Here is a 23,794-nt window from a genome sequence, read left to right on the forward strand (position 1 = left end):
CGAAGTGCGGCGCGGTCTTCACGGCGTCGCCTGGTAGAAGGTGGCGAAGCGGTCGAACTGGCGCTGTACGTCGGAGGCGTCCACGCCTTCCTTCAGCACGGCGCTGGAGAAGCCGGTGCGTTCCATCTGCACCAGCTGGTCGATCAGCACGTCGCCCGTGGCGCGGATGTCGCCCGTGAAGCCAAGACGGCGGCGCAGCAGGAAGGCCTGGCTGTAGGCGCGGCCGTCGGTGAACTTCGGAAAGTTCAGGTCGATGCGCTCGATGTCGGCCAGGCACACCTCGATGGCGAAGGGGTCGGCGTCGTTGGCCAGTTGCAGCACCTTCGGGTCGCCGTCGTCGACATGCTCTTCGGCCGCCAGGATGTTCAGGGTCTTGTTCATGCTGCTTCCTCCACCTTGAAACGCGCACCGTTGGCGGCGGCCTTGAACGGGTCCGGGCCCACGCGGCGCAGCGTGTCGATGAAGTTCTCGCCGTTCTCGCGGGTGTCGCGGTACGTGGTGAGCACGGCCTCGATCACGCCCGGCACTTCGGCCGCCGAGAACGAGGGGCCCACGGCCTTGCCGGCCACCGGCGCGCGCTGAGCGCGGAGCCGTCGGAGCCGCCGAGGGTGACCTGGTACCACTCCTTGCCGTCCTTGTCGACGCCCAGGATGCCGATGTGGCCGCTGTGGTGGTGGCCGCACGAGTTGATGCAGCCGCTGATGTGCAGGTCGATCTCGCCCAGGTCGTCGAGCTCGTCCAGGTCTTGATAACGCTCGGTGATGGCTTCGGCGATGGGGATCGAGCGCGCATTGGCCAGCGCGCAGAAGTCGCCGCCGGGGCAGGCGATCATGTCGGTCAGCAGGTGCACGTTGGCGCTGGCAAAGCCGGCGGCGCGGGCGGCGAGCCACAGCGCGTGCAGGTCTTCGGCGTGCACCCAGGGCAGCACCACGTTCTGGTCGTGCGTCACGCGGGCTTCGCCGGCGGAGAAGCGGTCGGCCAGCTGGGCGAGCGTGTCGAGCTGGTCGGCCGATGCATCGCCGGGCGCCTGCTTCAGGCGCTTGAACGACAGCGTCACGGCGCGCAGCGCGGGGTTCTTGTGCGGCGCCACGTTGCGGGCGAGCCAGCGGGCGAACTGCACGTCGTCGGCGGCGTGCGTGCGCAGCTCGGCGTCGGTCTTCTCGGCGCTTTGCAGCACGCGGGTGGCCAGGGTCGGCGGCACGAAGGAAGCGGCCACGCGGTCGAACTCGGCCTGCGTGATGGTGTGCGGCGCGCCGTCGTGCTCCAGGATCTGCTTGTACTCGGCATCGACGTCGTCGATGTAGCGCTGGCCTTCGGCCTTCACCAGGATCTTGATGCGCGCCTTGTAGATGTTGTCGCGGCGGCCATAGCGGTTGTAGACCCGGATCACCGCTTCGAGGTAATTCATGATCTGCTGCCACGGGAGGAACTCGCGCAGCACGGTGCCGATGATGGGCGTGCGGCCCATGCCGCCGCCCACCTGCACGCGAAAGCCGATCTCGCCGGCCTCGTTCTTCACCAGGTGCAGGCCCACGTCGTGCCAGCCGGTGGCGGCGCGGTCTTCGGTGGCGCCGGTGATGGCAATCTTGAACTTGCGCGGCAGGAACGCGAACTCAGGGTGCAGCGTGCTCCACTGGCGCATGATTTCCGCGTAGGGGCGCGGGTCGGCGATTTCGTCGATGGCGATGCCAGCGCGCTCGTCGCTCGTGATGTTGCGGATGCAGTTGCCGCTGGTCTGGATGCCGTGCATGTCGACCGAAGCCAGCAGGTCCATCACGTCGGCCGACTTGGCGAGCGGGATCCAGTTGTACTGCACGTTCTGGCGCGTCGAGAAGTGGGCGTAGTGCGTCGGGAGCTTGTGGCTGCCGAGCTGGCCTTGCGTTTCGATGGCCTTCTTGTAGACCTCGGCTTCGGGCTCGTCGTACTCGCGGGCAATGCGGGCCAGCACGCGCAGCTGGCGGCTGGAAAGCTCGCCGTAGGGCACGGCCACGCGCAGCATCGGCGCATAGCGCTGGACGTACCAGCCGTTTTGCAGCCGCAGCGGGCGGAACTCGTCCTCGTGGAGGCGGCCCTTTTGCCAGCGCTCGAGCTGGTCTCGGAATTGGGCGGCTCGTTGATGAACGAACTGGCGGTCGAATTCTGTGTATTGGTACATCGTGCGTGCGTTTGTCTTGAAGTGCGGTGCGTCCAGCGCCCCAGCAAGAAGCCGAGATTCTGGAAGCCAGCCTTATGGAAACAAACTATTTTTTGGTTCGCGCCTTATGCGGATAAGCTTATTCGCCAGCATCCATGCGGGTTGCGGGACGGTTGGATGCTTATTCCGGATAAGGCGAGAGGACTGCCGCGAAGGCTCCAAACCGGAAAACTCCCGGGGAGCGAGGCAGTCCGAGGGCTCCCCGCGGATGCCGGGGACGTCAGGTGAGCATGCCGCCCGGTGGATGGGCGGACCAGCGGATCGGCGGGAGGCCGATCAATCCAGGGGCAGGTTGGCTTTTTTCGCCAGCGCCTGCCAGCGTTCCAGTTCCTGGGTCACGAAAGCCGTGGTCTGTTCCGCCGTCGCGGGTGCGGGCACCACTCCCGCGGCTGCATAGCCTGCCTGCACCTCCGGCTTCTGCAAGGCTTGGGCGATGGCCGCGTTGAGGGCGCGCACACGTTCAGCGGGCACGCCCGCGGGCGCTGCCACCACGAACCATTGATCCGCGTCGAACCCGGGCAGGCCGGCTTCGCGCAACGTGGGCACGTCGGGCAGCGCGGCCGAGCGCGTGGCGGTCGTCACGCCGTAGGCATGCAGCTTGCCCGCCTTGATGTGCGGCAGGACCGGGGTGATGCCGAGCATGCCCAACGGCACCTGGCCGCCCACCACGTCCGTGACGGCCTGGCTGCCTCCCTTGTAGGGAACATGCACGATCTGCGTGCGCGCGATCTGGTTCAGCAGCTCGCCGGCCAGGTGCTGGCTGGTGCCGTTGCCGGACGAGGCGAAGCTGAAGGCTTTCGGGTCCTTGCCGGCTGCTGCGAGCAGCCCGGCCAGCGTGGGCGGCAAGGGGGCCGCCGTGGTGCCCACCAGCACCATCGGGCCCTTGGCCAATGTCGCCACGCCAGTCAGCTCCTTGCCGATCCGGGGCACGGGAACAGTGGTCAGGATCGGCCCGGGAATGGTGACCACCGTCAGTCCGTCGTGAGGCGCCCTCGCGGCCGCCTGCAGCGCGATGCGCCCGCGGCGCCCGGCCGGTTGTCCACGACCACGGGCTGTCCGAGCGTCTGCTCGACATGCCGCGCGACAAGGCGGGTGAGGATGTCCACGCTGCCGCCGGGCGGCTGTCCGACCAGCCATGTGACCGGCCGGCCCGCCAAGGCGCCCTGGCCGGCCCCCTGGGCAAGGATGGGGGGCGAGACGGCGAGCGCGATGGCGCCGCCCAGGGCGGCCAATGCGTGGCGACGGGAAGCTGAGGGCGTGTTCATGAAGGCTCCTTATCCGTCGAGTTGGCCGGGCGGCGTGTTGGGGTGCTGCACGAAGCTGTCCTGGAAGGCCTTGACCAGCTTGAGCACCGGCCCCAGCACCCAGGTGTTGTAGACCAGCACGTCCGTCGTTTCCTTCGGGTCGCGGGTGGTGTTGAAAAGATAGGGCGATTCGAGCTTGCCCTTTCCTTCATTGACCTCGGGCTCCCAGTAGAAATGCAATTTCCAGTCGCGCCATTTCACGGCCCGCAGATCGTTCTTGATGTAGAACGCAAAGCCCTCGCGGGCCGACTTCTCGCATTCGCCCAGGAGGAAGGGCAACTGGTCCACGCCGTCGATGGGCCGGTCCTGCGGCACGGCGGCACCGGCTACGCCGGCCAGGGTCGTGAACAGGTCGGTCACGTGGACGATCTCGTTGCTCACGCGGCCGGCTGCAATCCGGCCCGGCCAGCGCGCGATGAAGGGAACCCGCAGGCTGCCTTCCATCGCGGTGTGATAGGTGCCGCTCCAGGGGCCGGCCGTGCCGCGGTAGGGGGCGCGGAACTCGGGGCCGTTGTCGCTGCAGAAGATCAGCAGCGTGTCGTCGGCCACGCCCAGCTCGTCCAGCGCACGCACCACCTGGCCGACGCGGTGATCCATCTCCACCATCGAATCCGCGAAGTCGCCCGCGCCCGTGCGTCCCGCGAATTCGGGGTGCGGCAGCGTGGGGAAATGCAGGTGCACCAGCGGCAGGTAGAGGAAGAAAGGCTTGCCGGCCGCGGTGTGGCGTCGCATGAAGTCGACGGACATGTCCACCAGGTCGGCATCGATCCGCCGCCGTGCCTCCAGGTCGTACACCTTCACCGTTTCCGAAGGCTCGCCGCCATGGCCGCGCATGATCCAGGGCAGGTCCACCACGGTGGGGTCGAAGCCGATCGTCGAAGTGAACTGGCTCTCGTCGGTGGTGCGCGGAATGCCGTACCACTCGTCGAATCCCCGGTCCGAAGGAAAGCGCCCCGGCACGTCGCCCAGGTGCCACTTGCCGTAGTGCGCGGTGGCATAGCCCTGTGCCGACAGCAGTTGGGCCAGGGTGATCTCGTACCGCGTCAGCCCCTGGGGGAGGCCTGGCGGCACCGATTGCAGGCAGCCGGTGCGGATCGGATGGCGGCCGCTCATCAATGCCGAGCGGGTCGGCACGCAGTCGCTCTCCACATTGAAGTTCTGCAGCAGGAGGCCCTGCCTCGCGAGGCCGTCGATGTTCGGGGTGGGTGCGCCGCGCAACGCGCCTCCGCCGTAGCAGCCTGGCTCACCCCAGCCGAGGTTGTCGGCGACGATGAGGACGATGTTGGGGGAAGAGGACGGCATGGCGTTCGATCGGTGGATTGGCGTATGCGGAATTTAAGTGCCGGTGCCGCCGAATCTCATTCCTGGACATTGCCAAAGTCATAAACTCCAGGAATGTCCCTGTCGATGCGCGATGTCCAGTATTTCCTTGCGGTCGCCAAGTCGGGCCTGCTCTCGGTGGCGGCCGACGAACAGGGCGTGACCCAGCCCGCACTGACCAAGGCGGTGCGCCGGGTGGAGGCCGAATTCGGGTTGCAGCTGTTCGAGCGCAGCGCGCGCGGCATGGTGCTGACTTCGGCCGGGCTGAGGGTCGCCGAGCAGGCGCGCCGGCTGCAGGCCGACTATGCGGATACCGTGCGGCTGGCCAACGAGATGCGGGCGCAGCAGTCGGGGCTGCTGCGAGTGGGCGTCACGGACACGACCTCCGGCAACCGCGTCGCGGCGGCGCTGGGCTCCTTGCTGTCCAAGCGCCCCGGGCTGAGGGTGCGCCTGAGCGTCGACCGTTCGGACAACCTCGCCACCCTGGTGCGCGAGGGCGAACTCGATCTTGCGCTGGTTCCCGCCTACGAAGGGCAGCCGCTGGACGCCGAGCGCACCAAGGTCGACAACGATCCCATGCTGCCCCTGGTGCGCTCGGGCCATCCGCTGACGCAGCGCGCCCGCGTGGCCCTGGCCGACGTCACCGCGTACGGGTGGATCTCGGGGCCGGCCACTTCGGCCGCCTTCAAGGCGATCTCCGACATCTTCGCCCGCCACAACCTGCCTGCGCCGCGGGTGGTGATGGAAGTGCCGTTTGCGTCCGAGCTCAACCTGTCGGTCCTTGCCGCGGCCGATCTGGTCACGCTGGTGCCGCGCTCCTTCATGCGGCATGCCGACGACAGCCGCTTCGCGGTGCTTCCGGTGCCGGCATTGCGCGTGCCCCGCGCCGTGGTGCTGCTCTCGCGCCCGGGCTCGGCCTGGTCGCCGCTGATGGAGGCGCTGCGCGACAACCTGCTGGCCCTGAAGGCCGCGCCGGCCTGACCGGGTTTCCGGCTCGGCCGTGCGCCAGGGCGGTCCCTCAGCGCAACATCGAAGACATCGCCGAGCAGCAGTTCAGCGTGCGCACCGCCGCTTCCACCGTCGGCGCGGTGAAGCGCAGCGTGACACCGTCGACCCGCTCCAAGCTCGGCCACTGGCAGAACAGGTCGGCCAGCGCGGTCGATTGCGTGCGCAGCGTCACGGTCTGCGGGCCTTCGAACACCAGCGGCTTTGCGCCGGCGCGCGCGGCCAGCGCTTCCATCACACCCGCGCGGATCGCCCGGCGCGACTGCTCGGGCGACAGCGAAACGCCGCTGCTGAAGCCCGACGCCTTCTTGGTCTCGACAAAGGTCGCGTGCGGGAACAGCGGCCGGTTCTCGGCAATGAACACGTCGTCGCCGCTGCCCATCACCACCGGCGCGCCATATTCACCGGCCAGCGCGCCGTAGAGCCCGGCCTCGCCCAGCTCCTGTCCGCCGAGCGAAATGCCGGCAAAGGCAAAGCTGTTGATGGTGTGCGCCAGGATGCCGCGCCCCTGCGCGCGCGAGTGGTAGCCGACCATGCAGACCGCCTGCACGCCTTCTTCCACGCCCGCCACCATGCTCAGGTAGCGCGGCTTGCCCTGCACCACGCGGGCGCGTGGGTCGAGCACGTCGGGCGGCATGTTGCGAAAACCGCCGTGCGAGTCGTTCACCAGCACCTCGGTGGCACCCGCGTCGAAGGCGCCGGCGATCGCGGCGTTGGCCTCCTGCGTCATCAGCAGGCGGGCGCGCTCGTACTCGGGGTTGCCCTGGCGCGTCTGCTCGGGGTGGTAGACGCCGGCGACGCCTTCGATGTCGGTGGAAATCAGGACTTTCATGGGCGGTGCGATCGGTTCAGGAACGAGCTGGAAGAAAGGGAGGCGGGCGGCAGCAGGTCGCCGAGCGCGGCGCGATGGTTGCCGTCGCGCCCGGTCACGGCCGTGGCCCGGTACAGGGCATGAATGATCGCCTGTTCCGTGCTGTCGGCCGCGGCCTGGAACAAACCGTCGAGCAGGCCGTCGTGCAGCATCGCCACGGCCGGCATCGCGCGCTCGACGCGGTCGGGCACGGTGTAGGCGGTGGAAAAGGCCAGCACGATGTCGCCGCTGCCGTGCCCGAAGACCGAGCCCGTGCGGGCCAGCCCGGCCCCGGCGCGCAGCGCCAGCCGCCGCAACTGGCGTGCGTCCAGCGGTGCGTCGGTCGCGACCACGATGATGATCGAGCCCTTCTCGGGTTCGGCCGACGCCGGCACGCCGCGCGAGGCCTGCAGGGCCTCCAGCCGGTCGCCCACCGCGTGGCCCGCGAGCCGCAGTTGCGGCTGGCGCCAGTAGTTGGCCAGCACCAGCGCGCCGACCGTGTGCAGCCCGCCGCCGCGCGCCGACACGCGGCGCGACGCGCTGCCGATGCCGCCCTTGAGCTGGAAGCTCGACATGCCGCGCCCCGCGCCGACCGAGCCCTGTTCGAAGTCGGTGTCGGCGTTGTCGAACGCGCGCAGGTAGTCCGCCTCGCGCACGGCCAGCCGCTGGATGTCGTTGAGGAAGCCGTCGTTGCACTCGAACACCAGCGGGTTCACCGTGGGCAGCGCCCGCCCGCTCTCGGGGTTGGACGCCACGCACTGGCGAATCTGCGCCGTGGCCACGGTGCCGACCGAAAAAGTGTTGGTCAGCGCGATCGGTGTCTCCAGCACGCCCAGCTCTTCGAGCTGCACCAGCCCCACGCTCTTGCCGAAGCCGTTGAGCACCACGGCGGCGGCCGGCACCTTGTCCTGGAACGGGTCGCCGGCGTGCGGGCGGATGACCGTCACGCCGGTCTGCACGTCGCCGTCGTTCAGCGTATGGTGGCCGACCGTGACACCCGCCACGTCGGTGATGGTGTTGTGCTCACCCTGGAGCAGGTTGCCGATGAAGGGCAGGGCGGCGGGCTGCGTGAGTGAAGACATGAAGAAACAGAAAGAAGACTACTGGCGGTCGATCTTGGGGTCGAGCGCGTCGCGCAGCGCATCGCCCAGCAGGTTGAAGGCGAGCACGGTGAAGAAGATGGCCAGGCTGGGGAACAGCGCCACGTGCGGCGAGGTCACCATGTCGGCGCGGGCTTCGCTGAGCATCGCGCCCCACTCGGGCGTCGGCGGTTGCGCGCCCATGCCCAGGAACGACAGGCTGGCCGCCGTGATGATCGACGTACCCACGCGCATCGAGAAATACACCACGATCGACGAGATGGTGCCCGGCAGGATGTGCCGCACGATGATGGTCCAGTCCGACGCGCCGATGCTGCGCTCGGCCTCGATGTAGGTCTGCTGCTTGAGCACCAGCGTGTTGCCGCGCACCAGCCGCGCGAACGCGGGCACGCTGAACACCGACACCGCCACCACCACGTTGGTCATGCTGCTGCCCAGAATGGCCACCACGCCCAGCGCCAACAAGATGCCGGGGAACGCGAACAGCACGTCGGACACGCGCATCACCACGCGGTCCCACCAGCCTTCGTAGTAGCCCGCCAGCAGGCCGAAGCCCGTGCCCACGAAGCCGCCCACCAGCACCGACAGGAAGCCCGCCATCAGCGAGATGCGCGCGCCGGCCAGGATGCGGCTGAAGATGTCGCGCCCCAGCGGGTCGACGCCGAACCAGTGCGTGGCCGAGGGGCCGCTGTTCAGCATGTCGTAGTCGAAGAAGTTCTCGGGATCGAAGGGCACGATCCACGGCGCGAACACCGCGACGAACACCAGCAGCAGCACGAACACCGCGGCCACCAGGCCCACGGGCTGTTTCTTGAAGCGGCGCCAGCACTCGCCCCAGGGCGTGCGGATCTTGCCCGCGGTCTGGAGCGTGGCGACCGGTGCGGTCGGAAGAATGATTTCGGCAGGCACGCCGGAAGCTTGCGTCATGTCGGCGTGCTCACTTGTAGCGAATGGTCGGGTTGATGTAGCCGTACAGCACATCGACCACGAGGTTGATCAGGATGAACTCGAGCGAGAACAGCAGCACCAGCGTCTGGATGACGGGGTAGTCGCGCATCTGCACCGCGTCCACCAGCAGGCGGCCCAGGCCCGGCCAGTTGAACACCGCCTCCACCAGGATGGAGCCGCCCAGCAGGAAGCCGAACTGCAGGCCCATCATCGTGACCACCGGAATCAGCGCGTTGCGCAGCGTGTGCTTGAACACCACGCTGGTTTCATGCACGCCCTTGGCGCGCGCGGTGCGCACGAAGTCTTCCTGGATCACTTCGACGAACGAGGCCCGCGTGAAGCGCGCCATCACGGCGGCCACGGCCGCGCCCAGGGTGATCGAGGGCAGGATGTAGTGCTTCCAGCTGCTGGCCCCCACCGTGGGCAGCCAGCCGAGCTGGACCGAGAAGATCTGCATCAGCAGCATGCCGAGTGCAAATGCGGGAAAAGAGATGCCCGACACGGCGAGCGTCATGCCCAGCCGGTCCGGCCATTTGTTGCGGTACACGGCCGACACGATGCCGATGCCCATGCCGAAGATCACCGCCCACACCATGCTGGTGATGGTCAGCATCACCGTCGGGAAGAAGCGCTCGCCGATCTCCACCGACACCGGCCGCCGCGTGCGGATCGAGGTGCCGAAGTCGCCTTGCAGCATGTGGGTGAAGAAGTTCACGAACTGCTGCGGCAGCGGCTTGTCGAGCCCGAGCTCCGCGCGGACCATGGCCACGGTCTGCTCGTCGGCTTCCTGGCCGGCGGCAAGGCGCGCCGGGTCGCCGGGAAGCATGTGGACGAACAGGAACACCAGCACCGCCACGATGAGCAGCGTGGGGATCAGGCCCAACAGTCGTTTGAGGAAGTAATTCAGCATGGGAAGCAGGCAATCAATGCCCTCTTCGGGGAAACACCGCGGAACCGGCTTTGCCGGGCCGCAGGTGTTGCCCCCGGTGAGGGGGGTGGCGTAGCGACACGAAGTGCGCGAAGCCTGGGGGAGAACTCAGTGACTCAGTTCGACACCGCGATGGCGTCGATGTTGATGTTGCCGTCAGGCATCACGAACACGCCGGAGAGGCGCTTGGCGTGGGAGGACAGGTTCTGCTCCGTGACCATCGGCACGCGCGGCAGGTCCTTGCGGATCTCTTCCTGCGCGGTCTTGTACAGCGCGGTGCGTTCCTTTTCGTCGACCGTCACCAGCGCCTTGGCCAGTGCGTTGTCGACCACGTCGCTCTTGTAGAACGACATGTTGTTCAGCTTGGGAGCCCAGGCTTCCGATGCGAACAGCGGGCGCAGGCCCCAGTCGGCTTCACCGGTCGACGACGACCAGCCCGTGTAGTACATGCGGACCTTGGCCGTCTTGGCGTCGGGCCATGCATCGACCATTTCGGTGCGCTGGCCCACTTCGAGCGCCTGCACCTGCAGCTTGATGCCGATTTGCGCGAGCTGCTGCTGCACGAACTGAATGGTCTTCTGGCTGGTCGTGTTGTTGTAGGCGCTCCACAGCACCGACTCGAAGCCGTTCGGGTAGCCGGCTTCGGTCAGCAGGGCCTTGGCCTTCTTCACGTCGTAGGGAATCGGGTCCATCTTCTCGGCGTACTTCACGCCCTGGGGCAGCACGCCCTGCGCCGGAATGGCATAGCCGCCGAACGCGACCTTGGCCAGCGCTTCCTTGTTGATGGCGTAGCCGATGGCTTCGCGCACCTTCGGGTTGTCGTAGGGCTTCTGCAGCATGTTGAAGGCCAGGAAGCGCGTGATGATCGAGGGCGACGCCACCACTTCGAGCTTGTCGCTCTTCTTCAGCAGCTCGGCCTGCTCGTAGGGAATGGGGTAGGCAAAGTCGGCTTCGCCGGTCTGCAGCATGGCCGCGCGCGTGTTGTTCTCGAGCACCGGCTTCCACGACACGGTGTCGACCTTGGGGTAGCCCTTCTTCCAGTAGCCGTCGAACTTCTTGGCCTTGACGGCTTCGGTCTGCTTCCACTCGACGAACTCGAACGGGCCGGTGCCCACGGGGTGGAAGGCGATGTCCTTGTTGCCCCACTTCTTCAGCGCGGTGGGCGACATCATGGCGGCCGAGGCGTGGGCCAGCGAGTTGATGAAGGGACCGAAGGGCTCCTTCAGCGTGATGCGCACGGTGCTGGCGTTCACCGCCTCGACCTTGCTCACGCGGTTGAACTGGTTGTAGCGCAGCAGCTTGTTGTCCTGGTTCAGCACGCGGTCGAGCGTGAACTTGACGGCGTCGGCGTTGAAGTCGGTGCCGTCGTGGAACTTGACACCGCTGCGCAGCTTGATGGTGTAGACCAGGCCGTCCTTCGAAACGTCGTAGCTCTCGGCGAGCACGTTCTGCACCTTCAGGTCCTTGTCGAACTGGAACAGGCCTTCATAGAAGGTCTTCGTCACGGCCGTGGTGATGGTCGTGTTGGTGTTGTACGGGTCCAGCGTTTCCGGCTGTAGCCGATCGACAGCACCACGTCTTTCGCGGCCAGTGCCGAGCCCGAAGCGGCCAGCGCGGCCAGGCCCAGCAGTGCGGATGCCCATCGCAGGGAGGAAGAAGATTGCTTCATGGAAGAACTCCAGTCGGTTCGAGGAAAAAAGCAGGAGAGGGCCTGCGGGTTGAAAAAATCCGGTGATTCGGCGTCGGGATCAGAAGGCGCCGCCAATGGCATGCCGCGCCACGAAGTGGCCGGGCGCGACCTGCACCAGCGGCGGCACGTCGGGCTCGTCGCCCACGGCGCGAATGGGGCTGGGAATCTCGCCTTCGAGCAGCGCGCGCGGCTTGTGGCGGCGCGACGGGTCGGCCACCGGCACCGCCGCCATCAGCTTGCGGGTGTAGGCGTGCTGCGGCGCTTCGAACACCGCGCGGCGCGGGCCGATCTCGACGATCTGGCCCAGGTACATCACGGCCACGCGGTGGCTGATGCGCTCGACCACGGCCATGTCGTGCGAGATGAACAGGAAAGCCACGCCCAGCTCGCGCTGCAGGTCGAGCATGAGGTTGACGATCTGCGCCTGGATCGACACGTCCAGCGCCGACACTGACTCGTCGGCCACCACCACCTTGGGGTTCAGGGCCAGCGCGCGTGCAATGGCAATGCGCTGGCGCTGGCCGCCCGAGAACTCGTGCGGGTAGCGCTGCGCCACTTCGGGCGGCAGGCCGACCTTCTGCAGCAGCCAGTCGACGCGCTGCTGCGCCTCGGCGCCCTTGGCGATGCCGTGGATCAGCAGCGGCTCCATGATCGAGAAGCCCACCGTCACGCGCGGGTCGAGCGAGGCGAACGGGTCCTGGAAAATGAACTGGATGTTCCGGCGCAGCGCCTGCAGCTCGCGCGTGGGCAGCTCGCGGATGTTCTGGCCGCCGAACTCGATGGCGCCGCTCTGGCTCTCGACCAGGCGCAGCAGCGAGCGGCCCGTGGTCGACTTGCCGCAGCCCGACTCGCCGACCAGCGCCAGCGTTTCGCCGGGGTACAGGTCGAAGCTGATCTTTTCCACCGCATGCACGCGGCGCTTCACGCGGCCGAACAGGCCGCTGCGCACGTCGAAGCGCGTGACGAGGTCGCGCACGCGAAGAATGGGGCCGGCGTCTTCACGCACGGTGGTCTGCGGCGTGGTGTCGGTGATCGCCACGGGCTCGGGGCTGCCCTCGGTGCGCAGCAGCTCGAACTTGGCCGGCAGGTCGGTGCCCTGCATGGCGCCCAGCTTGGGCACGGCCGACAGCAGCGCGCGGGTGTAGGGGTGCTGCGGCGACGCGAACACGGCGTCGGAGCTGCCCGCTTCCACCTTGTCGCCGCGGTACATCACCAGCACGCGATCGGCGATCTCGGCCACCACGCCCATGTCGTGCGTGATGAAGAGCACGCCCATGTGCATCTCTTTCTGCAGCTCGCGAATGAGCTGCAGGATCTGCGCCTGGATGGTCACGTCCAGCGCGGTGGTGGGCTCGTCGGCAATCAGCAGCTGCGGCTTGCACGACAGCGCCATGGCGATCATCACGCGCTGGCGCATGCCGCCCGACAGCTGGTGCGGAAAGCGGTCGAGCACGTTGCGCGCTTCCGGAATGCGCACCAGCTCCAGCATGCGCAGCGCTTCGGCGCGCGCGGCCGCGTCGCTCTTGTTCTGGTGGATGCGGATGGCCTCGGCGATCTGCTCGCCGGCGGTGAACACCGGGTTCAGCGACGTCATCGGCTCCTGGAAGATCATCGCGATGTCGGCGCCGCGAATGCCGCGCATCGCGCCGTCGCGTGCCTGCGCCAGGTCGAGCACTTCGCCGTTGCGGCGGCGAAACGCCATGCGTCCGTTCAGGATGCGGCCGCCGCCGTGCTCCACCAGCCGCATCAGCGCGAGCGAGGTCACTGACTTGCCCGAGCCTGATTCGCCCACCACCGCGAGCGTTTCGCCGTGGTCGACGTGGAAGGACAGGTTCTTGACGGCATCGACCGTGCGCTCGGAAGTCGAGAAGCGAACGGTGAGGTCGTCGACGGCGAGAACGCGGCCGTCCGGCAGGGCGAGGGCAGGGGAGGACATGGGAGTGCGGGAGAAAAAGGGAACGTGCGGCGTCAGGCGAAGATGGCCGTGCTCGGCGCATCGGTGCCGCGCGCGTGGCCGCGGTACATGCCTTCGGTGTTGAAGGCCAGGCTCAGGTTGCCGTGGCGGTCGACGGCGATCAGCCCGCCGGTGCCGCCGATGGCGGGCAGCGACTGCCGCACCACCGCGTGCGTGGCGGCTTCAAGCGTGGCGCCGCCGTAGGCCATGCGCGCGCACACGTCGTAGGCGGCCGCCACGCGGATGAACATTTCGCCGCTGCCGGTGCAGGACACGGCGGCGGTGCGGTCGTCGGCATAGGTGCCGGCGCCGATCAGGGGCGAATCGCCCACGCGGCCGACGCGCTTGTTGGTCATGCCGCCGGTCGACGTGGCGGCGGCCAGGTGGCCGTGCATGTCGAGCGCGACGGCGCCGACGGTGCCGAACTTCTTGTCTTCGTCGAGGGGCGTGGCCGGCACGGCGGCCGTCATCGACGCGCCTTCGTGGTCGGTCACCACGCGGCCGGTGCCGCGCACGCGGTACAGCTGCTGGCGGCGCGCCTCGGTCGAGAAGAACGAGGGCTCGACCATCTCCAGCCCGTGTTCGCGCGCAAAGGCCTCGGCGCCCGCGCCGGCCAGCAGCACGTGGGCGCCGTCTTCGAGCACGGCGCGCGCGGCGCGCACCGGGCGGCGCACATGGCACACGCCCGCGATGGCACCGGCGGCCAGGGTGGCGCCGTCCATCACGGCGGCGTCGAGCTCATGGGTTTCGTCGTGCGTGAACACCGCGCCGTGGCCGGCGTGAAGAGCGGGCAGTCTTCGAGCATTTCCACGGCCAGGCAGGTGGCGTCGAGCGCGGACATGCCCTTGAGCAATGCCGACTGCGCGGCGGCCACGATGCTTTTCAGCGCGTCGTGGTAGGCCTGCGCCTGCTCGGCGCTGGTCGTGGCGGCGCTGATGGTGCCGGCGCCGCCGTGGATGGCGATCACTGGCACATGGGACTGGGTCATCGGGGAGCTTTCTTCTGTTTCTTGCGGGCGCCGTTCAGGGCGGCCGCGTCGGTGGTGCGCGAGGCGGTGTCGATGGCGTTGATGCGCGCCAGCCCGTTCGCGCCGTGCAGCCAGGGCTGCAGGACCTGCAGCGTTCGGCGCGCCGACTGCACCGGGTCGGGCGCGCGCAGCGACACCGCGCTGGTCAGCGCCTCGATCAGCGCGAGCACGCTGGTCTCGCAGTTCGGGCGGTAGCTGGTTTCGGTCTGGCAATAGAGCGCCACGTCGGCCATCGGGGCCATCGGGGAGGTGGGGCGGTCGGTGAGCGCGATCACGCCGCAGCCCTGGTCGCGCGCAATCTGCGCGAGCGCGACGGTGTCGCTCAGGTAGCGCGGAAAGGTCAGGCCGATGAACACGTCCTGCGGGCCCGCGTGCATCAGCGAGCGGGCCGCATGCGTGACGCCGCTCACGCCCGGGAGCAGGCGCACGTCGCTGCAGCTGCCGTCCAGCCCGTGCTGCAGCAGGCCCGCGAGCAGCCGCTTGCGCCGAAGCCGGCGATGTAGACCGAGCGCGCCTTGCCGATGCGCTCGACCGCGGCTTCGCAGGCGGCGTAGTCCAGCGTCTGGCGCGTGGCCTCGATGTTGCGGCGGCTCTCGTCGAGCGCGATGGCGAACACCTCGGCCACGGTGGTCGGGCGCTCCAGGTTGCCGCGCAGGCGCTCCACCGGCGCCACCAGCGGCTCGAAGCCGCGCACGAGCTCGGCGCGGAAGGTGGCGTAGCCGTCGAAGTCGAGCGCGCGGGCGAAGCGGTTGGCCGTGGCCACCGACACGCCGACCGCGGCGGCCAGTTCGTCGATGGGCAGCGTCGCCACCTGCAGGGGGTGCTCGAGCACGTAGTCGGCCACTTGCCGGTGCGAGCGCGTCAGACGTGGCAGCGCCTGCGCAATGCGCTGGGCCACGGTGGTGCCTGGGGTGTCGACGGTGCTGTTCATGAACGGTGCGGTGCGCCCGAAAGTGTGCTTTTTTTGAAAACCAGTTTACAAATATAAGTCAAACAAGAAAATTTTCTGTCATTTTTGGTCATGATTGCAAATACCGGGCCAGCGGCGAAGGGGTTTCGGCTCGGCACATGGAGGGCCGCTTTCCCTCTGGCGGCGCTCGTTTAAGCTCGCCGCCGTGTTGCTTCTAGGTGTTTCCCCGATGTCGTTGCTTTCTGACCCGCCCGCCCCGCCGAGAAACTTCAGGGTGGACGTGCTGCGCGGCATGGCCATCGCGCTGGTGCTGGTGCTGCATTTCCACCTGTCGTACTCGCTGCTGGACAGCCCGCTGGCCGCCGTGCTGCCGGCCGTGTTCATCAAGTCCGTGGCGGTGAACGGCAACTACGGCGTGACGATGTTCTTCGTGGTGTCGGGCTACCTCATCACCTCGACCACGCTCGCGCGCTACGGCAGCCTGGGCAACGTCGACCTGCGCGGCTTCTACGCGTTTCGCTTCGCGCGCATCGTGCCGTGCCTGGTGGTGGCGCTGGCCGTCATCGTCGGGCTCGGGTTGCTGGGGCAACCGGCGTTCATGAACGTCGCCAAGCCGGGCTGGCCCGAGGTGGGCTACCCGGTCGCGGTGTTGTCGGTGCTGACCTTCTGGCACAACGTGCTGATGCAGCACGCGTGGTACTTCAACTATGCGATGAACATCTACTGGTCGTTGTCGGTGGAAGAAGTGTTCTACCTCGCGTTTCCGCTGCTGTGCTTCGGGCTGAAGCGGCAGTGGGCCATCGTGGCCGTGTGGCTGGTGGCGATCGTGGCGGGGCCGGTGTATCGCAGCCTGCACGCGAGCGACGAGATCTACTTCATGTACGGCTACCTCGCGTGCTTCGACGCCGTGGCCTTCGGTTGTTGCGCGGCGCTGCTCGCGCAGCGCTTCAGCCTCGGCGGATGGGCCGGCCGCCAGTTCCAGCTGGCCGCGGCCTGCCTCGTGGCCGTGACCTACCTGCGCGGCATTCACGGCAACGAAGTCTTCGGCTTCACCGCCATCGCGGCCGGGACCGCCGTGCTGCTGGTGGGGGCGCGCAACGAGCGCGTGCCGGCATGGGCGTTGAAGAGCAGGGCGCTCGCGGGCTTGCGCTGGTTGGGGCGGCACAGCTACGAGCTGTACCTCTTTCACATCGTCGTGCTCGGGTTGATGCGCGGCGTCGTCGCGCGCGGGGCAATGCCTTCGGAATGGAAGTTGCCGGCGATGGTGTTCTTCGTTGCCGTGTCCGTTGCCGTCGCGTGGGGCATTGCGCGCTTCTATTCGGAGCCGATGAATGCGTGGCTTCGAAGGGTCCTGTCGGTCGGGCGTGCCAATCGGCAGAATCCGGGGATACGAGGGAGCACGGATGAACGAGGAAACCAAGCCTGACGGCACCACCACGCTGGGCAGCCGCATCCTGAAGGTGGACCACGCCGGCGAGCAGGGCGCGGTGAACATCTACAGGGCGCAGATCGCCATGGCCCGCTGGACCGCGCCGTCGCTGGTGGCGGAGTTGCGCGAGTTCAAGGCGCACGAGGAAAAACACCGCGCCCTGTTCTGGGCCGAACTGCAGCGCCGGGGTGTTCGCCGGTGCCGCAGCTACTGGCTGTGCGGCATCGGCGGCTGGGTGCTGGGCTTGCTGACCGGGCTGCTGGGACGGCATGCGATTTCGGCCACCACCGTGGCGGTCGAACGCGTGGTGCTCGGGCACCTGAAGACGCAGTTGCACGAACTGGCCGGCAAGGACGACGCGGCCGTCCACGTCATCTCGCAGATCGTGCAGGAAGAGCAGCTGCACCACGACCAGTCGGCGTCGCATGTGCGAACGGACCATGTGTGGTCGAAGGTGCTGAGCCCGGTGGTCGCGGCGTCGACCGAGTCGGTGATCTGGCTGGGAATGCGGCTCTGAGTTGTCGCTACGGCAACGCGCTGGCCATCCAGGCCGTCGCGTAGAGGCCAAGCCCGAAAACGCCATGCGTGACGAGGCTGTTCAACCGCGCCACGTTAGGGCGCGGCGTGCGGCTCGCGGCTATCGGTTCGTGGAAGAAGGGCCCGCGCCGATCACGAGCGTGTGCGCCAGCGCCTCGCTCATGCCGCGCTTTCGCCGGCGCGCGCCTCGATCGACCAGCACGCCGCCGTCATTTGCACCTCGTCACCATGCACGAACGGCTCGAACGCGGCGCGCACCGTCTCGATGACCCGCGCGCGGGTCTCGTCGTCCGCTTCGCGCAGCGCGCCGCCGACGGGGCCGAGCCGGCCCAGGTAGCCGAGCAGGTCTTTCTCCGGCATCGTGCAGGGCACGTCGATCGGCGCGATGGCGATGTCGTGCCAGCCGCCTTGCGCCAGCAGGTCGTGCACGTGCCGCCGGTCGGCAAAGGCGAACTGGCCCGGTCCGCCGGGCGCGCGCGGCGCGAGCTTCGGCAGCAGCGGCGCGGCGGCGCGTTCGGCGGTGGTCATGAAGGGGTTGTCGGCGGCGCTGCGCCACGCGATGAATCGCAGCGACGCGTCGGGCGCCGCGACCTGCCGCAGGTTGGCGAAGGCGCGCACCGGGTCGTCGAAGAACATCACGCCGAAGCGCGAGATGAACAGGTCGAACCCCGTGGCCTCGAACGCGTGGGTCTGCGCGTCGGCACCGACGAAGCGGGCCGGCAGGCCCTGCTGTTCGGCGCGGACGCGCGCGGTGGCGATCATGGGCTGCGAGATGTCGATGCCGGTGCAGCGGCCTGTGCCCGCGAGCAGCCGCGCCACCGCGAGCGTGGTCGCTCCGGTGCCGCAGCCCACGTCGAGCACATGGTGCGCGTTCGCGGCGCGGGCCGTGTCCGCGAGCAGGTCTTCGAAGGGCTTGAAGAGCTGGTCGAGCGTTTTCTGCGCCTCGATCCATGCCTGGCCCGAGGGACCGTTCCAGAGCCTGGCCTGCTCGTTGCCCGGAGGCTGGGTAGTTTCCATGATCTCGTTTCCTTTGACTTGCCTTCTGGAGGCGGAAACCGCACTATGTGAGCTCAAGTGGACTTGAGGTCAAGAGGGTGATGCATCTGGACATCAGCGAAGTGGCGCAGCGCTCGGGCGTACCGGCGTCGGCGCTGCGTTATTACGAAGAAAAGGGACTGATCGTCTCGACGGGTCGGCGCGGCCTGCGCCGGCTGTTCGACCCCGGCGTGCTCGAGCGGCTGGCGCTCATTGCGCTGGGGCGCACGGCGGGGTTTTCGCTGGACGAGATCGCGCGCATGTTCGGCGCCGACGGCCAGCCGCGCATCGACCGGCTGATGCTCACGGCCAAGGCCGACGAACTGGACCGGACCATCCGCAACCTGAGCCTGATGCGCGACGGCCTGCGCCATGCCGCCGTGTGCTCCGCACCGAGCCACATGGAGTGCCCGAAGTTCAGGCGCATCCTGCGGGCGGCGGAGTCGGGGGTGATCGGCGAAAGGAAGAAAGAGAAGAAGGCGGCGCCGAAGCCGCCGAGGCAAAAGCCCGAGCGTTGAGCGGCGGGAAAGGCGGACCCGAGCACTTCATCGCCCGCGTCGACAGCAACGGCGTTTGCGTGGCCGATGCCCGTCACACGGGCTTCTGCATGAACACGCTGAACGGGTCGGGCCCGTAGTCGCCGAACGGGCCGCGCGGCTGGTAGCCGGCGCGTGCGTAGAGCGAGATAGCTTCGGGCTGGCTCGGCCCGGTCTCCAGCATGAACATCGCGCAGCCTTTGGCTGCCGCTTCGCCTTCGAGAAAATTCAGCACCTTGATCGCGATGCCTTGCCCCCGGTTCTCGGGCCGCACGAACATGCGCTTGAGCTCGCCGAATTCCGCGCCCACGACGATGGCGCCGCAGCCGACCGCCCGGCCTTCGCCGTTGCGCGCAACCGCGAACAGCACGTTCGGCGCGGACAGCGCCGCGATGTCGATGCCGTGATGGCTCTCGGGCGGGTACAGCGGCTTCTGGTACGCGTCGAGGTCGTCGATGAGTGCGATGACGTCGGGTTGGTTCGGGCTTTCGAGGGCGATGTGCATCGTTCGATGTTACCGAGCCGAACCGGCCACGCCCATTGCCTGCGCCCACCGTTCGGCCATGGCGGGCGAGTTGAAGCAGGTGGTCTCCTCGGTCGCGCTGCACACCGCGCGTTCGAGCAGCTGGATGTCGGCTTCGTGCTGCCGGGCCACGTGCGGGTCCTCGAAGAAGATCACCTTGTGGCAGCGGCGCTCCAGCACCAGCTCGGCAATCTGCGCGTCGCCGCCCAGCGGGCCGCTCTGGTAGCGCGTGACCCAGGGTACGCCGGCCGGCCAGCCGCGCGACCACGCCAGCTCGTTCAGCAGGCCGCCGGTCGTGCCGGTTGCCACGCGTGCCTCGAAGCTCGAAAGAAGATCGAAATGAAGCCCGGCGTACGCCACCATGCGCTGCTTCAGCGCATCGTGCGCGATGAGCGCGACGGTCTGCTGCGCGGGAGGCGTCAGCGGGTTGTCGAGGGCGAGGCCGGCGAGCGCCAGCTCGATCGTGATCCACTCCCTGGCGCCGGCCGCTGTCGAAAGAAAGGGCTTGCCGTGAATGACGCACTGGCGCTTCAGCGCCTGCGCCTCGGGGTAGAGCGAAGACGGATCGACAGGGTCGACGAAATAGATCACGCCGTCGATTTCGTCTTCGGGCGCAAGCCCGCCGGAGATGCGCGATACGAGCCGCATCACGCCGCCGTCGGCGCCATACGGCAGGCGCACGAGCGGGGCATGGCCGGCGAGCAGGCCGCTGCGCACCAGTGCGTCGTGCGTGCCGCCCACGGCGAGCAGGCCGAGGTCCAGGGTGCGGATGCCGGCCTCGCATGTCTGGGCCCATCGCTCCAATGCGCCGACGCCTTCCTGCCGGTGCAGGCGGTTGGCCACGAGTCCGAAGCGCGTCATTCGCCGTCTCCGGTGGGTGCGATGCGGGCCGTGTTCAGCGGCCTTCGAGGAATTCGTGATGCGTCCATGCGTTCACCTTTGAGCTGGAGTTCGATTGTTGCTGGAAAAACCCGGCGCATCGCGACGGGGTTGCCGGCTTTCCCTAGACCACTTCCACAAAGCCCACCCACGCGCAGGGTTCCATGCTTGGCCCAACAATGCCCCTCGACGGCAGGCCGGTCGGCCTGCCGATTTCTTGAATCGCACCCATGAAGGAGTAGCACTTTGGAATACCGTCACCTGGGCAAATCGGGCCTCAAGGTTCCCGTGTTGAGTTTCGGCACGGGCACTTTCGGCGGCAAGGGCGAGTTCTTCAGCGCGTGGGGCAGCACCGACGTGGCCGAGGCGCGCAAGCTCATCGACATCTGCCTCGAAGCAGGCGTGAACATGTTCGACAGCGCCGACATCTATTCGGCCGGCGCGGCCGAGTCGGTGCTGGGCGAGGCCATCAAGGGCCGCCCGCGCGACCAGCTGCTGATCTCGACCAAGGCCACCTTTCGCAGCGGCAAGGGCGCGAACGAAGTGGGCTCGTCGCGCCACCACCTGATCGCTGCCGTCGATGCGGCGCTCAAGCGGCTGGGCACCGACTACATCGACCTGTTCCAGCTGCACGGCTTCGACGCGAGCACGCCGGTCGAAGAAACGCTGTCCACGCTCGACGACCTCGTGCGCGCGGGCAAGCTGCGCTACATCGGCGTGTCGAACTTCTCGGGCTGGCACCTGATGAAGTCGCTGGCGGTCTCGGAGCGCCACGGCTATTCGCGCTACGTGGCGCACCAGGCCTACTACTCGCTGGTCGGGCGCGACTACGAGTGGGAGCTGATGCCGCTGGCGCAAGACCAGGGCGTGGGCGCGTGGTGTGGAGCCCGCTGGGCTGGGGCCGGCTCACGGGCAAGATCCGCCGCGGCCAGCCGCTGCCCGTCAACAGTCGCCTGCACGTGACCGCCGACATGGGCCCGCCGGTGCCCGACGAGCTGCTCTACCGCGTGGTCGATGCGCTCGAGAAGGTCGGCGCCGAAGTCGGCAAGACGGTGCCGCAGGTCGCGCTCAACTGGCTGCTGCAACGCCCGACGGTGTCGAGCGTGGTGGTGGGTGCGCGCGACGAGGCGCAGTTGCGGCAGAACCTCGGCGCTGTGGGCTGGAACCTCACGCTCGCGCAGGTCGCCGAGCTCGACGCCGCGAGCGCGACGACGCGGGCCTATCCGTACTGGCACCAGCAGGGTTTTCTGGAGCGCAACCCGAACCCGGTGTGAGCGGGGTCAACCCGGCGTGAGCCCGAGCACCCACTGCTTGAAATGCTCCAGCGCCCCCGAGGCCGGCCGGCCTTCGGGGTACGCGAAATAGTAGCCCTGGCGCACGTCCAGGTGCCGGTCGACCGGGATCACGAGTTCGCCGGTCTTCAGTTCGTGTTCGACCAGGATGCGCGGCGCAAGGCCCACGCCCATGCCGGCCGCCGTGGCCGCCACCACCATGGTGAACAGCTCGTAGCGCGGCCCGCGCGACGCGTGCACGGTGTACTCCCAGCCCTGCTGCGCATACCAGTCGCGCCAGGCGTGGGCGCGCGTGCTCAGGTGCACGTGGCGGCAGCGCTCGAAGCCGGCTTCGTCCCACGGCCCGTTGGCGTCGCGGAACGCGGGGCTGCAGATGGGCACCATTTCGCCCTCGGCAAAGATCAGGCCGCCGCGCGTGTTGGGCCAGAACTGGTCGCCGAAATAGATGGCCGCGTCGTACGCGTTTTCCTGGAATGAAAAAGGCTGCGAGCGCGCCGACAGGTTGACGGTGATGTTCGGATGCAGCCGGCTGAATTCGGGCAGGCGCGGTATCAGCCATTGCGTGGCGAAGGTCGGCACCACGGCCAGTTCGAGCACGAAGCCCATCTCGTGGCCGGCGCTGATTTCGAGCGTGTCGCGGCGGATCTGATCGAGGTGCCGGCGGATGCGCGCCGCGTACTCGCGGCCCACGTCGGTCAGCGTGAGCCGCCGGCGCACGCGCGAGAACAGCGGCACGCCCAGCCGCTGCTCGAGCATGGCCACCTGGCGCCCGACGGCGCTTTGCGTGAGCGCGAGTTCGGTGGCCGCGCGGGTGAAGCTCCCCAGCCGCGCCGAGGCCTCGAAGGCCTGCAGCGCGCCGAGGTTGGGAATGTCTTTTCTCATCGATTGCCAGCAGTTGTCTCAGTCTTTTCGAGCGAAGCACCCATCGTGCCCGGGCGGCGGTGTCCTTCCCGGCGTGCACAACGTTGTGAGTATTTAGCGTTTGTTTCGCATGCGCCCACGACTCTATTCTGCGTGCCGACCCCTGCCAACGATACGAGGAGACTTCCGATGATTGTTTCGCGCACCCGTCGCAACGCCGTGGGCATTGCACTGGCTTCCGTCCTGGGCCTGCCCGCCGCCGCGTTCGCGCAGCCCGCCGAGCAGACCGTCACCATCGGCCATGCCGGCCCGCTCACCGGGGGCGCCGCCCACTGGGGCAAGGACAACGACAACGGCGCCCGGCTCGCGGTCGAAGACCTCAACAAGCAGGGCCTGGTCATCGGCGGCAAGAAGATCAGGTTCGTGCTGCAGTCCGAAGACGACCAGGCCGACCCCAAGCAGGCGATGGTGGTCGCCAACAAGCTGGCCGACATGGGCGTGAAGGGTGTGCTGGGCCACTTCAACTCGGGCGCGGCCATTCCGGCCTCGGCCGTGTACAGCCGCGCGGGCCTGCCCGACGTGTCGACCGCCACCAACCCGACCTTCACGAAGCAGGGCTACGGCAACGTCTTTCGCATCCTGGCCAGCGACGACGACGTGGGCACCGCCATTGCCACCTACACGGTGAAAGACCTGAAGGCGAAGAACATCGCGGTGATCGACGACCGCACGGCCTACGGCCAGGGCGCGGCCGAGGTGTTCACGCGCGGCGTGAAGGCGCTGGGCGGCAACATCGTGGCGCAGGAGTACGGCAGCGACAAGGCGACCGACTTCATGGCCATCCTCACCACCATCAAGAGCAAGCAGCCCGACGTGGTGTTCTACGGCGGCATGGACGCGCAGGGCGGGCTCATCGCGCGGCAGATGAAGCAGCTGGGCATCACGGCCAAGCTGCTCGGTACCGACGGCCTGTGCACCAACGAAGTGGCGAAGATCAGCGGCGGCGCGGTCGACGGCCTGCTGTACTGCACGCGCGGCGGCAAGGAGCTCGAAAAGACGAGCAAGGGCGCCGAGTTCGAACAGCGCTACAAGGCCCGCTACGGCACCGAGGTGCTGACTTACGCGCCGTACCTCTACGACGCCATGATGGCGCTGGCCGCCGGCATGCGCGCGGCCGACTCGGTCGAGCCCGAGGCCTACCTGCCGGCCATGCGCAAGGTCAAGTTCGACGGCGTGACCGGTGCCATCAGCTTCGATGGCAAGGGCAACCTGCAAAAGCCCGACTTCACCGTCTTCACCTACAAGGACGGCAAGCGCGTTCGGGTGGCCGGCTCCTGAGGCGGCGGCCCCGCATGCGAACGCTGGACGCGCGCGAAACCGCCGCCGCGCTGCCCTGGGGCGCGCTGGTGGATGCACTGCTGCGGATGTTCGAGCGCGAAGCGCGCGGCGAGGCCCGCGCGGCACCGCGCACC

Annotated in this window: 20 protein-coding genes and 5 pseudogenes; 6 read left to right on the forward strand and 19 right to left on the reverse strand. The window is 68.1% G+C overall.

Translation table 11 applies throughout. The features are described from left to right. Window positions 1-18: 18 nt before the first annotated feature. From BMG07_RS21050 to BMG07_RS21065, 6 genes are all read right to left on the reverse strand, one after another. Window positions 19-381, reverse strand: coding sequence for a DUF934 domain-containing protein (locus BMG07_RS21050; RefSeq protein WP_198086188.1), 363 nt, complete (start codon window positions 379-381; stop codon window positions 19-21). Then, window positions 378-569 carry a hypothetical protein gene (locus BMG07_RS44975; RefSeq protein WP_374221303.1) on the reverse strand — a complete coding sequence of 64 codons (192 nt, stop codon included), beginning with the start codon at window positions 567-569 and terminating at the stop codon, window positions 378-380. Before BMG07_RS44975 ends, BMG07_RS21050 begins: the two co-directional genes overlap by 4 nt. Then, entirely contained in the window at window positions 515-2,155 is a 1,641-nt protein-coding gene (locus BMG07_RS21055) for a nitrite/sulfite reductase (protein ID WP_374221304.1), read from the reverse strand. Before BMG07_RS21055 ends, BMG07_RS44975 begins: the two co-directional genes overlap by 55 nt. A gap of 315 nt (window positions 2,156-2,470) precedes the next feature. Next, window positions 2,471-3,163 (reverse strand): tripartite tricarboxylate transporter substrate-binding protein, encoded by a 693-nt coding sequence (locus BMG07_RS21060; RefSeq protein ID WP_374221305.1) that lies wholly within the window; start codon window positions 3,161-3,163, stop codon window positions 2,471-2,473. 2 nt (window positions 3,164-3,165) lie between these two features. Beyond that, a complete protein-coding gene (locus tag BMG07_RS42540; RefSeq protein ID WP_269759232.1) occupies window positions 3,166-3,459 on the reverse strand; it encodes a tripartite tricarboxylate transporter substrate-binding protein in 294 nt (97 codons plus the stop codon). A gap of 9 nt (window positions 3,460-3,468) precedes the next feature. After that, complete coding sequence (locus tag BMG07_RS21065; protein ID WP_198086189.1) at window positions 3,469-4,800, reverse strand: arylsulfatase; 1,332 nt, start codon at window positions 4,798-4,800, stop codon at window positions 3,469-3,471. A gap of 105 nt (window positions 4,801-4,905) precedes the next feature. Between BMG07_RS21065 and BMG07_RS21070 the strand changes: the two genes are divergently transcribed. Then, a complete protein-coding gene (locus tag BMG07_RS21070) occupies window positions 4,906-5,799 on the forward strand; it encodes a LysR family transcriptional regulator (RefSeq protein ID WP_269759233.1) in 894 nt (297 codons plus the stop codon). A gap of 37 nt (window positions 5,800-5,836) precedes the next feature. Here the strand turns inward: BMG07_RS21070 and BMG07_RS21075 are convergent, their stop codons facing one another. The 8 genes and pseudogenes from BMG07_RS21075 to BMG07_RS21110 all read right to left on the reverse strand — a co-directional run bounded on the left by BMG07_RS21075 (window position 5,837) and on the right by BMG07_RS21110 (window position 15,251). After that, entirely contained in the window at window positions 5,837-6,655 is an 819-nt protein-coding gene (locus BMG07_RS21075; RefSeq protein WP_198086191.1) for a M55 family metallopeptidase, read from the reverse strand. Beyond that, entirely contained in the window at window positions 6,652-7,755 is a 1,104-nt protein-coding gene (locus BMG07_RS21080) for a P1 family peptidase (protein WP_198086192.1), read from the reverse strand. The genes BMG07_RS21075 and BMG07_RS21080 overlap by 4 nt, the downstream gene beginning before the upstream one ends. Before the next feature lie 18 nt (window positions 7,756-7,773). Next, window positions 7,774-8,700, reverse strand: coding sequence for a glutathione ABC transporter permease GsiD (gene gsiD / locus BMG07_RS21085; RefSeq protein WP_198086193.1), 927 nt, complete (start codon window positions 8,698-8,700; stop codon window positions 7,774-7,776). Window positions 8,701-8,710: 10 nt separating this feature from the next. After that, a complete protein-coding gene (gsiC, locus tag BMG07_RS21090; protein WP_198086194.1) occupies window positions 8,711-9,631 on the reverse strand; it encodes a glutathione ABC transporter permease GsiC in 921 nt (306 codons plus the stop codon). 134 nt (window positions 9,632-9,765) lie between these two features. Continuing rightward, window positions 9,766-11,318: pseudogene (gsiB, locus tag BMG07_RS21095) on the reverse strand (glutathione ABC transporter substrate-binding protein GsiB). A gap of 79 nt (window positions 11,319-11,397) precedes the next feature. Next, complete coding sequence (locus BMG07_RS21100) at window positions 11,398-13,275, reverse strand: dipeptide ABC transporter ATP-binding protein (protein ID WP_198086195.1); 1,878 nt, start codon at window positions 13,273-13,275, stop codon at window positions 11,398-11,400. A 32-nt stretch (window positions 13,276-13,307) separates the two neighbouring features. Continuing rightward, window positions 13,308-14,281: pseudogene (locus BMG07_RS21105) on the reverse strand (isoaspartyl peptidase/L-asparaginase family protein). Continuing rightward, window positions 14,278-15,251, reverse strand: a pseudogene (locus BMG07_RS21110) (MurR/RpiR family transcriptional regulator). The pseudogenes BMG07_RS21105 and BMG07_RS21110 overlap by 4 nt, the downstream one beginning before the upstream one ends. Window positions 15,252-15,459: 208 nt before the next feature. On the opposite strand from BMG07_RS21110, the gene BMG07_RS21115 reads away from it, so the two are divergent. After that, window positions 15,460-16,656: an acyltransferase gene (locus BMG07_RS21115; protein ID WP_198086196.1), complete on the forward strand. Its 1,197-nt coding sequence runs from the start codon at window positions 15,460-15,462 to the stop codon at window positions 16,654-16,656. Continuing rightward, a complete protein-coding gene (locus BMG07_RS21120) occupies window positions 16,634-17,176 on the forward strand; it encodes a demethoxyubiquinone hydroxylase family protein (RefSeq protein WP_198086197.1) in 543 nt (180 codons plus the stop codon). The genes BMG07_RS21115 and BMG07_RS21120 overlap by 23 nt, the downstream gene beginning before the upstream one ends. Before the next feature lie 7 nt (window positions 17,177-17,183). Here BMG07_RS21120 and BMG07_RS21125 read toward each other — a convergent pair. Further along, a pseudogene (locus BMG07_RS21125) lies at window positions 17,184-17,300 on the reverse strand (DUF2938 family protein); the annotation flags it as partial. Between the two features lie 55 nt (window positions 17,301-17,355). Further along, window positions 17,356-18,213: a class I SAM-dependent methyltransferase gene (locus tag BMG07_RS21130; protein WP_198086198.1), complete on the reverse strand. Its 858-nt coding sequence runs from the start codon at window positions 18,211-18,213 to the stop codon at window positions 17,356-17,358. A 77-nt stretch (window positions 18,214-18,290) separates the two neighbouring features. On the opposite strand from BMG07_RS21130, the gene BMG07_RS21135 reads away from it, so the two are divergent. Then, window positions 18,291-18,749: a helix-turn-helix domain-containing protein gene (locus BMG07_RS21135; RefSeq protein ID WP_198086199.1), complete on the forward strand. Its 459-nt coding sequence runs from the start codon at window positions 18,291-18,293 to the stop codon at window positions 18,747-18,749. 73 nt (window positions 18,750-18,822) lie between these two features. On the opposite strand, the gene BMG07_RS21140 is transcribed toward BMG07_RS21135, so the two are convergent. Both BMG07_RS21140 and BMG07_RS21145 read right to left on the reverse strand, forming a co-directional pair. Further along, window positions 18,823-19,272, reverse strand: coding sequence for a GNAT family N-acetyltransferase (locus tag BMG07_RS21140; RefSeq protein WP_198086200.1), 450 nt, complete (start codon window positions 19,270-19,272; stop codon window positions 18,823-18,825). A 9-nt stretch (window positions 19,273-19,281) separates the two neighbouring features. Then, window positions 19,282-20,151: a methylglyoxal synthase gene (locus tag BMG07_RS21145; RefSeq protein WP_198086201.1), complete on the reverse strand. Its 870-nt coding sequence runs from the start codon at window positions 20,149-20,151 to the stop codon at window positions 19,282-19,284. Window positions 20,152-20,415: 264 nt separating this feature from the next. Here BMG07_RS21145 and BMG07_RS21150 point away from each other — a divergent pair. Beyond that, window positions 20,416-21,443, forward strand: a pseudogene (locus BMG07_RS21150) (aldo/keto reductase). A gap of 6 nt (window positions 21,444-21,449) precedes the next feature. Here the strand turns inward: BMG07_RS21150 and BMG07_RS21155 are convergent. After that, window positions 21,450-22,343 (reverse strand): LysR substrate-binding domain-containing protein, encoded by an 894-nt coding sequence (locus tag BMG07_RS21155; protein ID WP_198086202.1) that lies wholly within the window; start codon window positions 22,341-22,343, stop codon window positions 21,450-21,452. A 168-nt stretch (window positions 22,344-22,511) separates the two neighbouring features. Between BMG07_RS21155 and BMG07_RS21160 the strand changes: the two genes are divergently transcribed. Then, window positions 22,512-23,660, forward strand: a complete 1,149-nt coding sequence (locus tag BMG07_RS21160; RefSeq protein WP_198086203.1) for a branched-chain amino acid ABC transporter substrate-binding protein — start codon at window positions 22,512-22,514, stop codon at window positions 23,658-23,660. Window positions 23,661-23,794 lie beyond the last annotated feature (134 nt).

The sequence above is a fragment of the Variovorax sp. E3 genome (assembly GCF_016082275.1).
In the GTDB taxonomy this organism is placed as follows: Bacteria; Pseudomonadota; Gammaproteobacteria; order Burkholderiales; family Burkholderiaceae_C; genus Variovorax.

What these genes read in the sequence shown, in the direction of transcription:
- BMG07_RS21050 (WP_198086188.1), bottom strand. Translation starts at nt 381, where the DNA reads ATGAACAAGACCCTGAACATCCTGGCGGCCGAAGAGCATGTCGACGAC.
- BMG07_RS21055 (WP_374221304.1), bottom strand. Translation starts at nt 2,155, where the DNA reads ATGTACCAATACACAGAATTCGACCGCCAGTTCGTTCATCAACGAGCC.
- BMG07_RS42540 (WP_269759232.1), bottom strand. Translation starts at nt 3,459, where the DNA reads ATGAACACGCCCTCAGCTTCCCGTCGCCACGCATTGGCCGCCCTGGGC.
- BMG07_RS21065 (WP_198086189.1), bottom strand. Translation starts at nt 4,800, where the DNA reads ATGCCGTCCTCTTCCCCCAACATCGTCCTCATCGTCGCCGACAACCTC.
- BMG07_RS21070 (WP_269759233.1), top strand. Translation starts at nt 4,906, where the DNA reads ATGCGCGATGTCCAGTATTTCCTTGCGGTCGCCAAGTCGGGCCTGCTC.
- BMG07_RS21075 (WP_198086191.1), bottom strand. Translation starts at nt 6,655, where the DNA reads ATGAAAGTCCTGATTTCCACCGACATCGAAGGCGTCGCCGGCGTCTAC.
- BMG07_RS21080 (WP_198086192.1), bottom strand. Translation starts at nt 7,755, where the DNA reads ATGTCTTCACTCACGCAGCCCGCCGCCCTGCCCTTCATCGGCAACCTG.
- gsiD (WP_198086193.1), bottom strand. Translation starts at nt 8,700, where the DNA reads ATGACGCAAGCTTCCGGCGTGCCTGCCGAAATCATTCTTCCGACCGCA.
- gsiC (WP_198086194.1), bottom strand. Translation starts at nt 9,631, where the DNA reads ATGCTGAATTACTTCCTCAAACGACTGTTGGGCCTGATCCCCACGCTG.
- BMG07_RS21100 (WP_198086195.1), bottom strand. Translation starts at nt 13,275, where the DNA reads ATGTCCTCCCCTGCCCTCGCCCTGCCGGACGGCCGCGTTCTCGCCGTC.
- BMG07_RS21115 (WP_198086196.1), top strand. Translation starts at nt 15,460, where the DNA reads ATGTCGTTGCTTTCTGACCCGCCCGCCCCGCCGAGAAACTTCAGGGTG.
- BMG07_RS21120 (WP_198086197.1), top strand. Translation starts at nt 16,634, where the DNA reads ATGAACGAGGAAACCAAGCCTGACGGCACCACCACGCTGGGCAGCCGC.
- BMG07_RS21130 (WP_198086198.1), bottom strand. Translation starts at nt 18,213, where the DNA reads ATGGAAACTACCCAGCCTCCGGGCAACGAGCAGGCCAGGCTCTGGAAC.
- BMG07_RS21140 (WP_198086200.1), bottom strand. Translation starts at nt 19,272, where the DNA reads ATGCACATCGCCCTCGAAAGCCCGAACCAACCCGACGTCATCGCACTC.
- BMG07_RS21145 (WP_198086201.1), bottom strand. Translation starts at nt 20,151, where the DNA reads ATGACGCGCTTCGGACTCGTGGCCAACCGCCTGCACCGGCAGGAAGGC.
- BMG07_RS21155 (WP_198086202.1), bottom strand. Translation starts at nt 22,343, where the DNA reads ATGAGAAAAGACATTCCCAACCTCGGCGCGCTGCAGGCCTTCGAGGCC.
- BMG07_RS21160 (WP_198086203.1), top strand. Translation starts at nt 22,512, where the DNA reads ATGATTGTTTCGCGCACCCGTCGCAACGCCGTGGGCATTGCACTGGCT.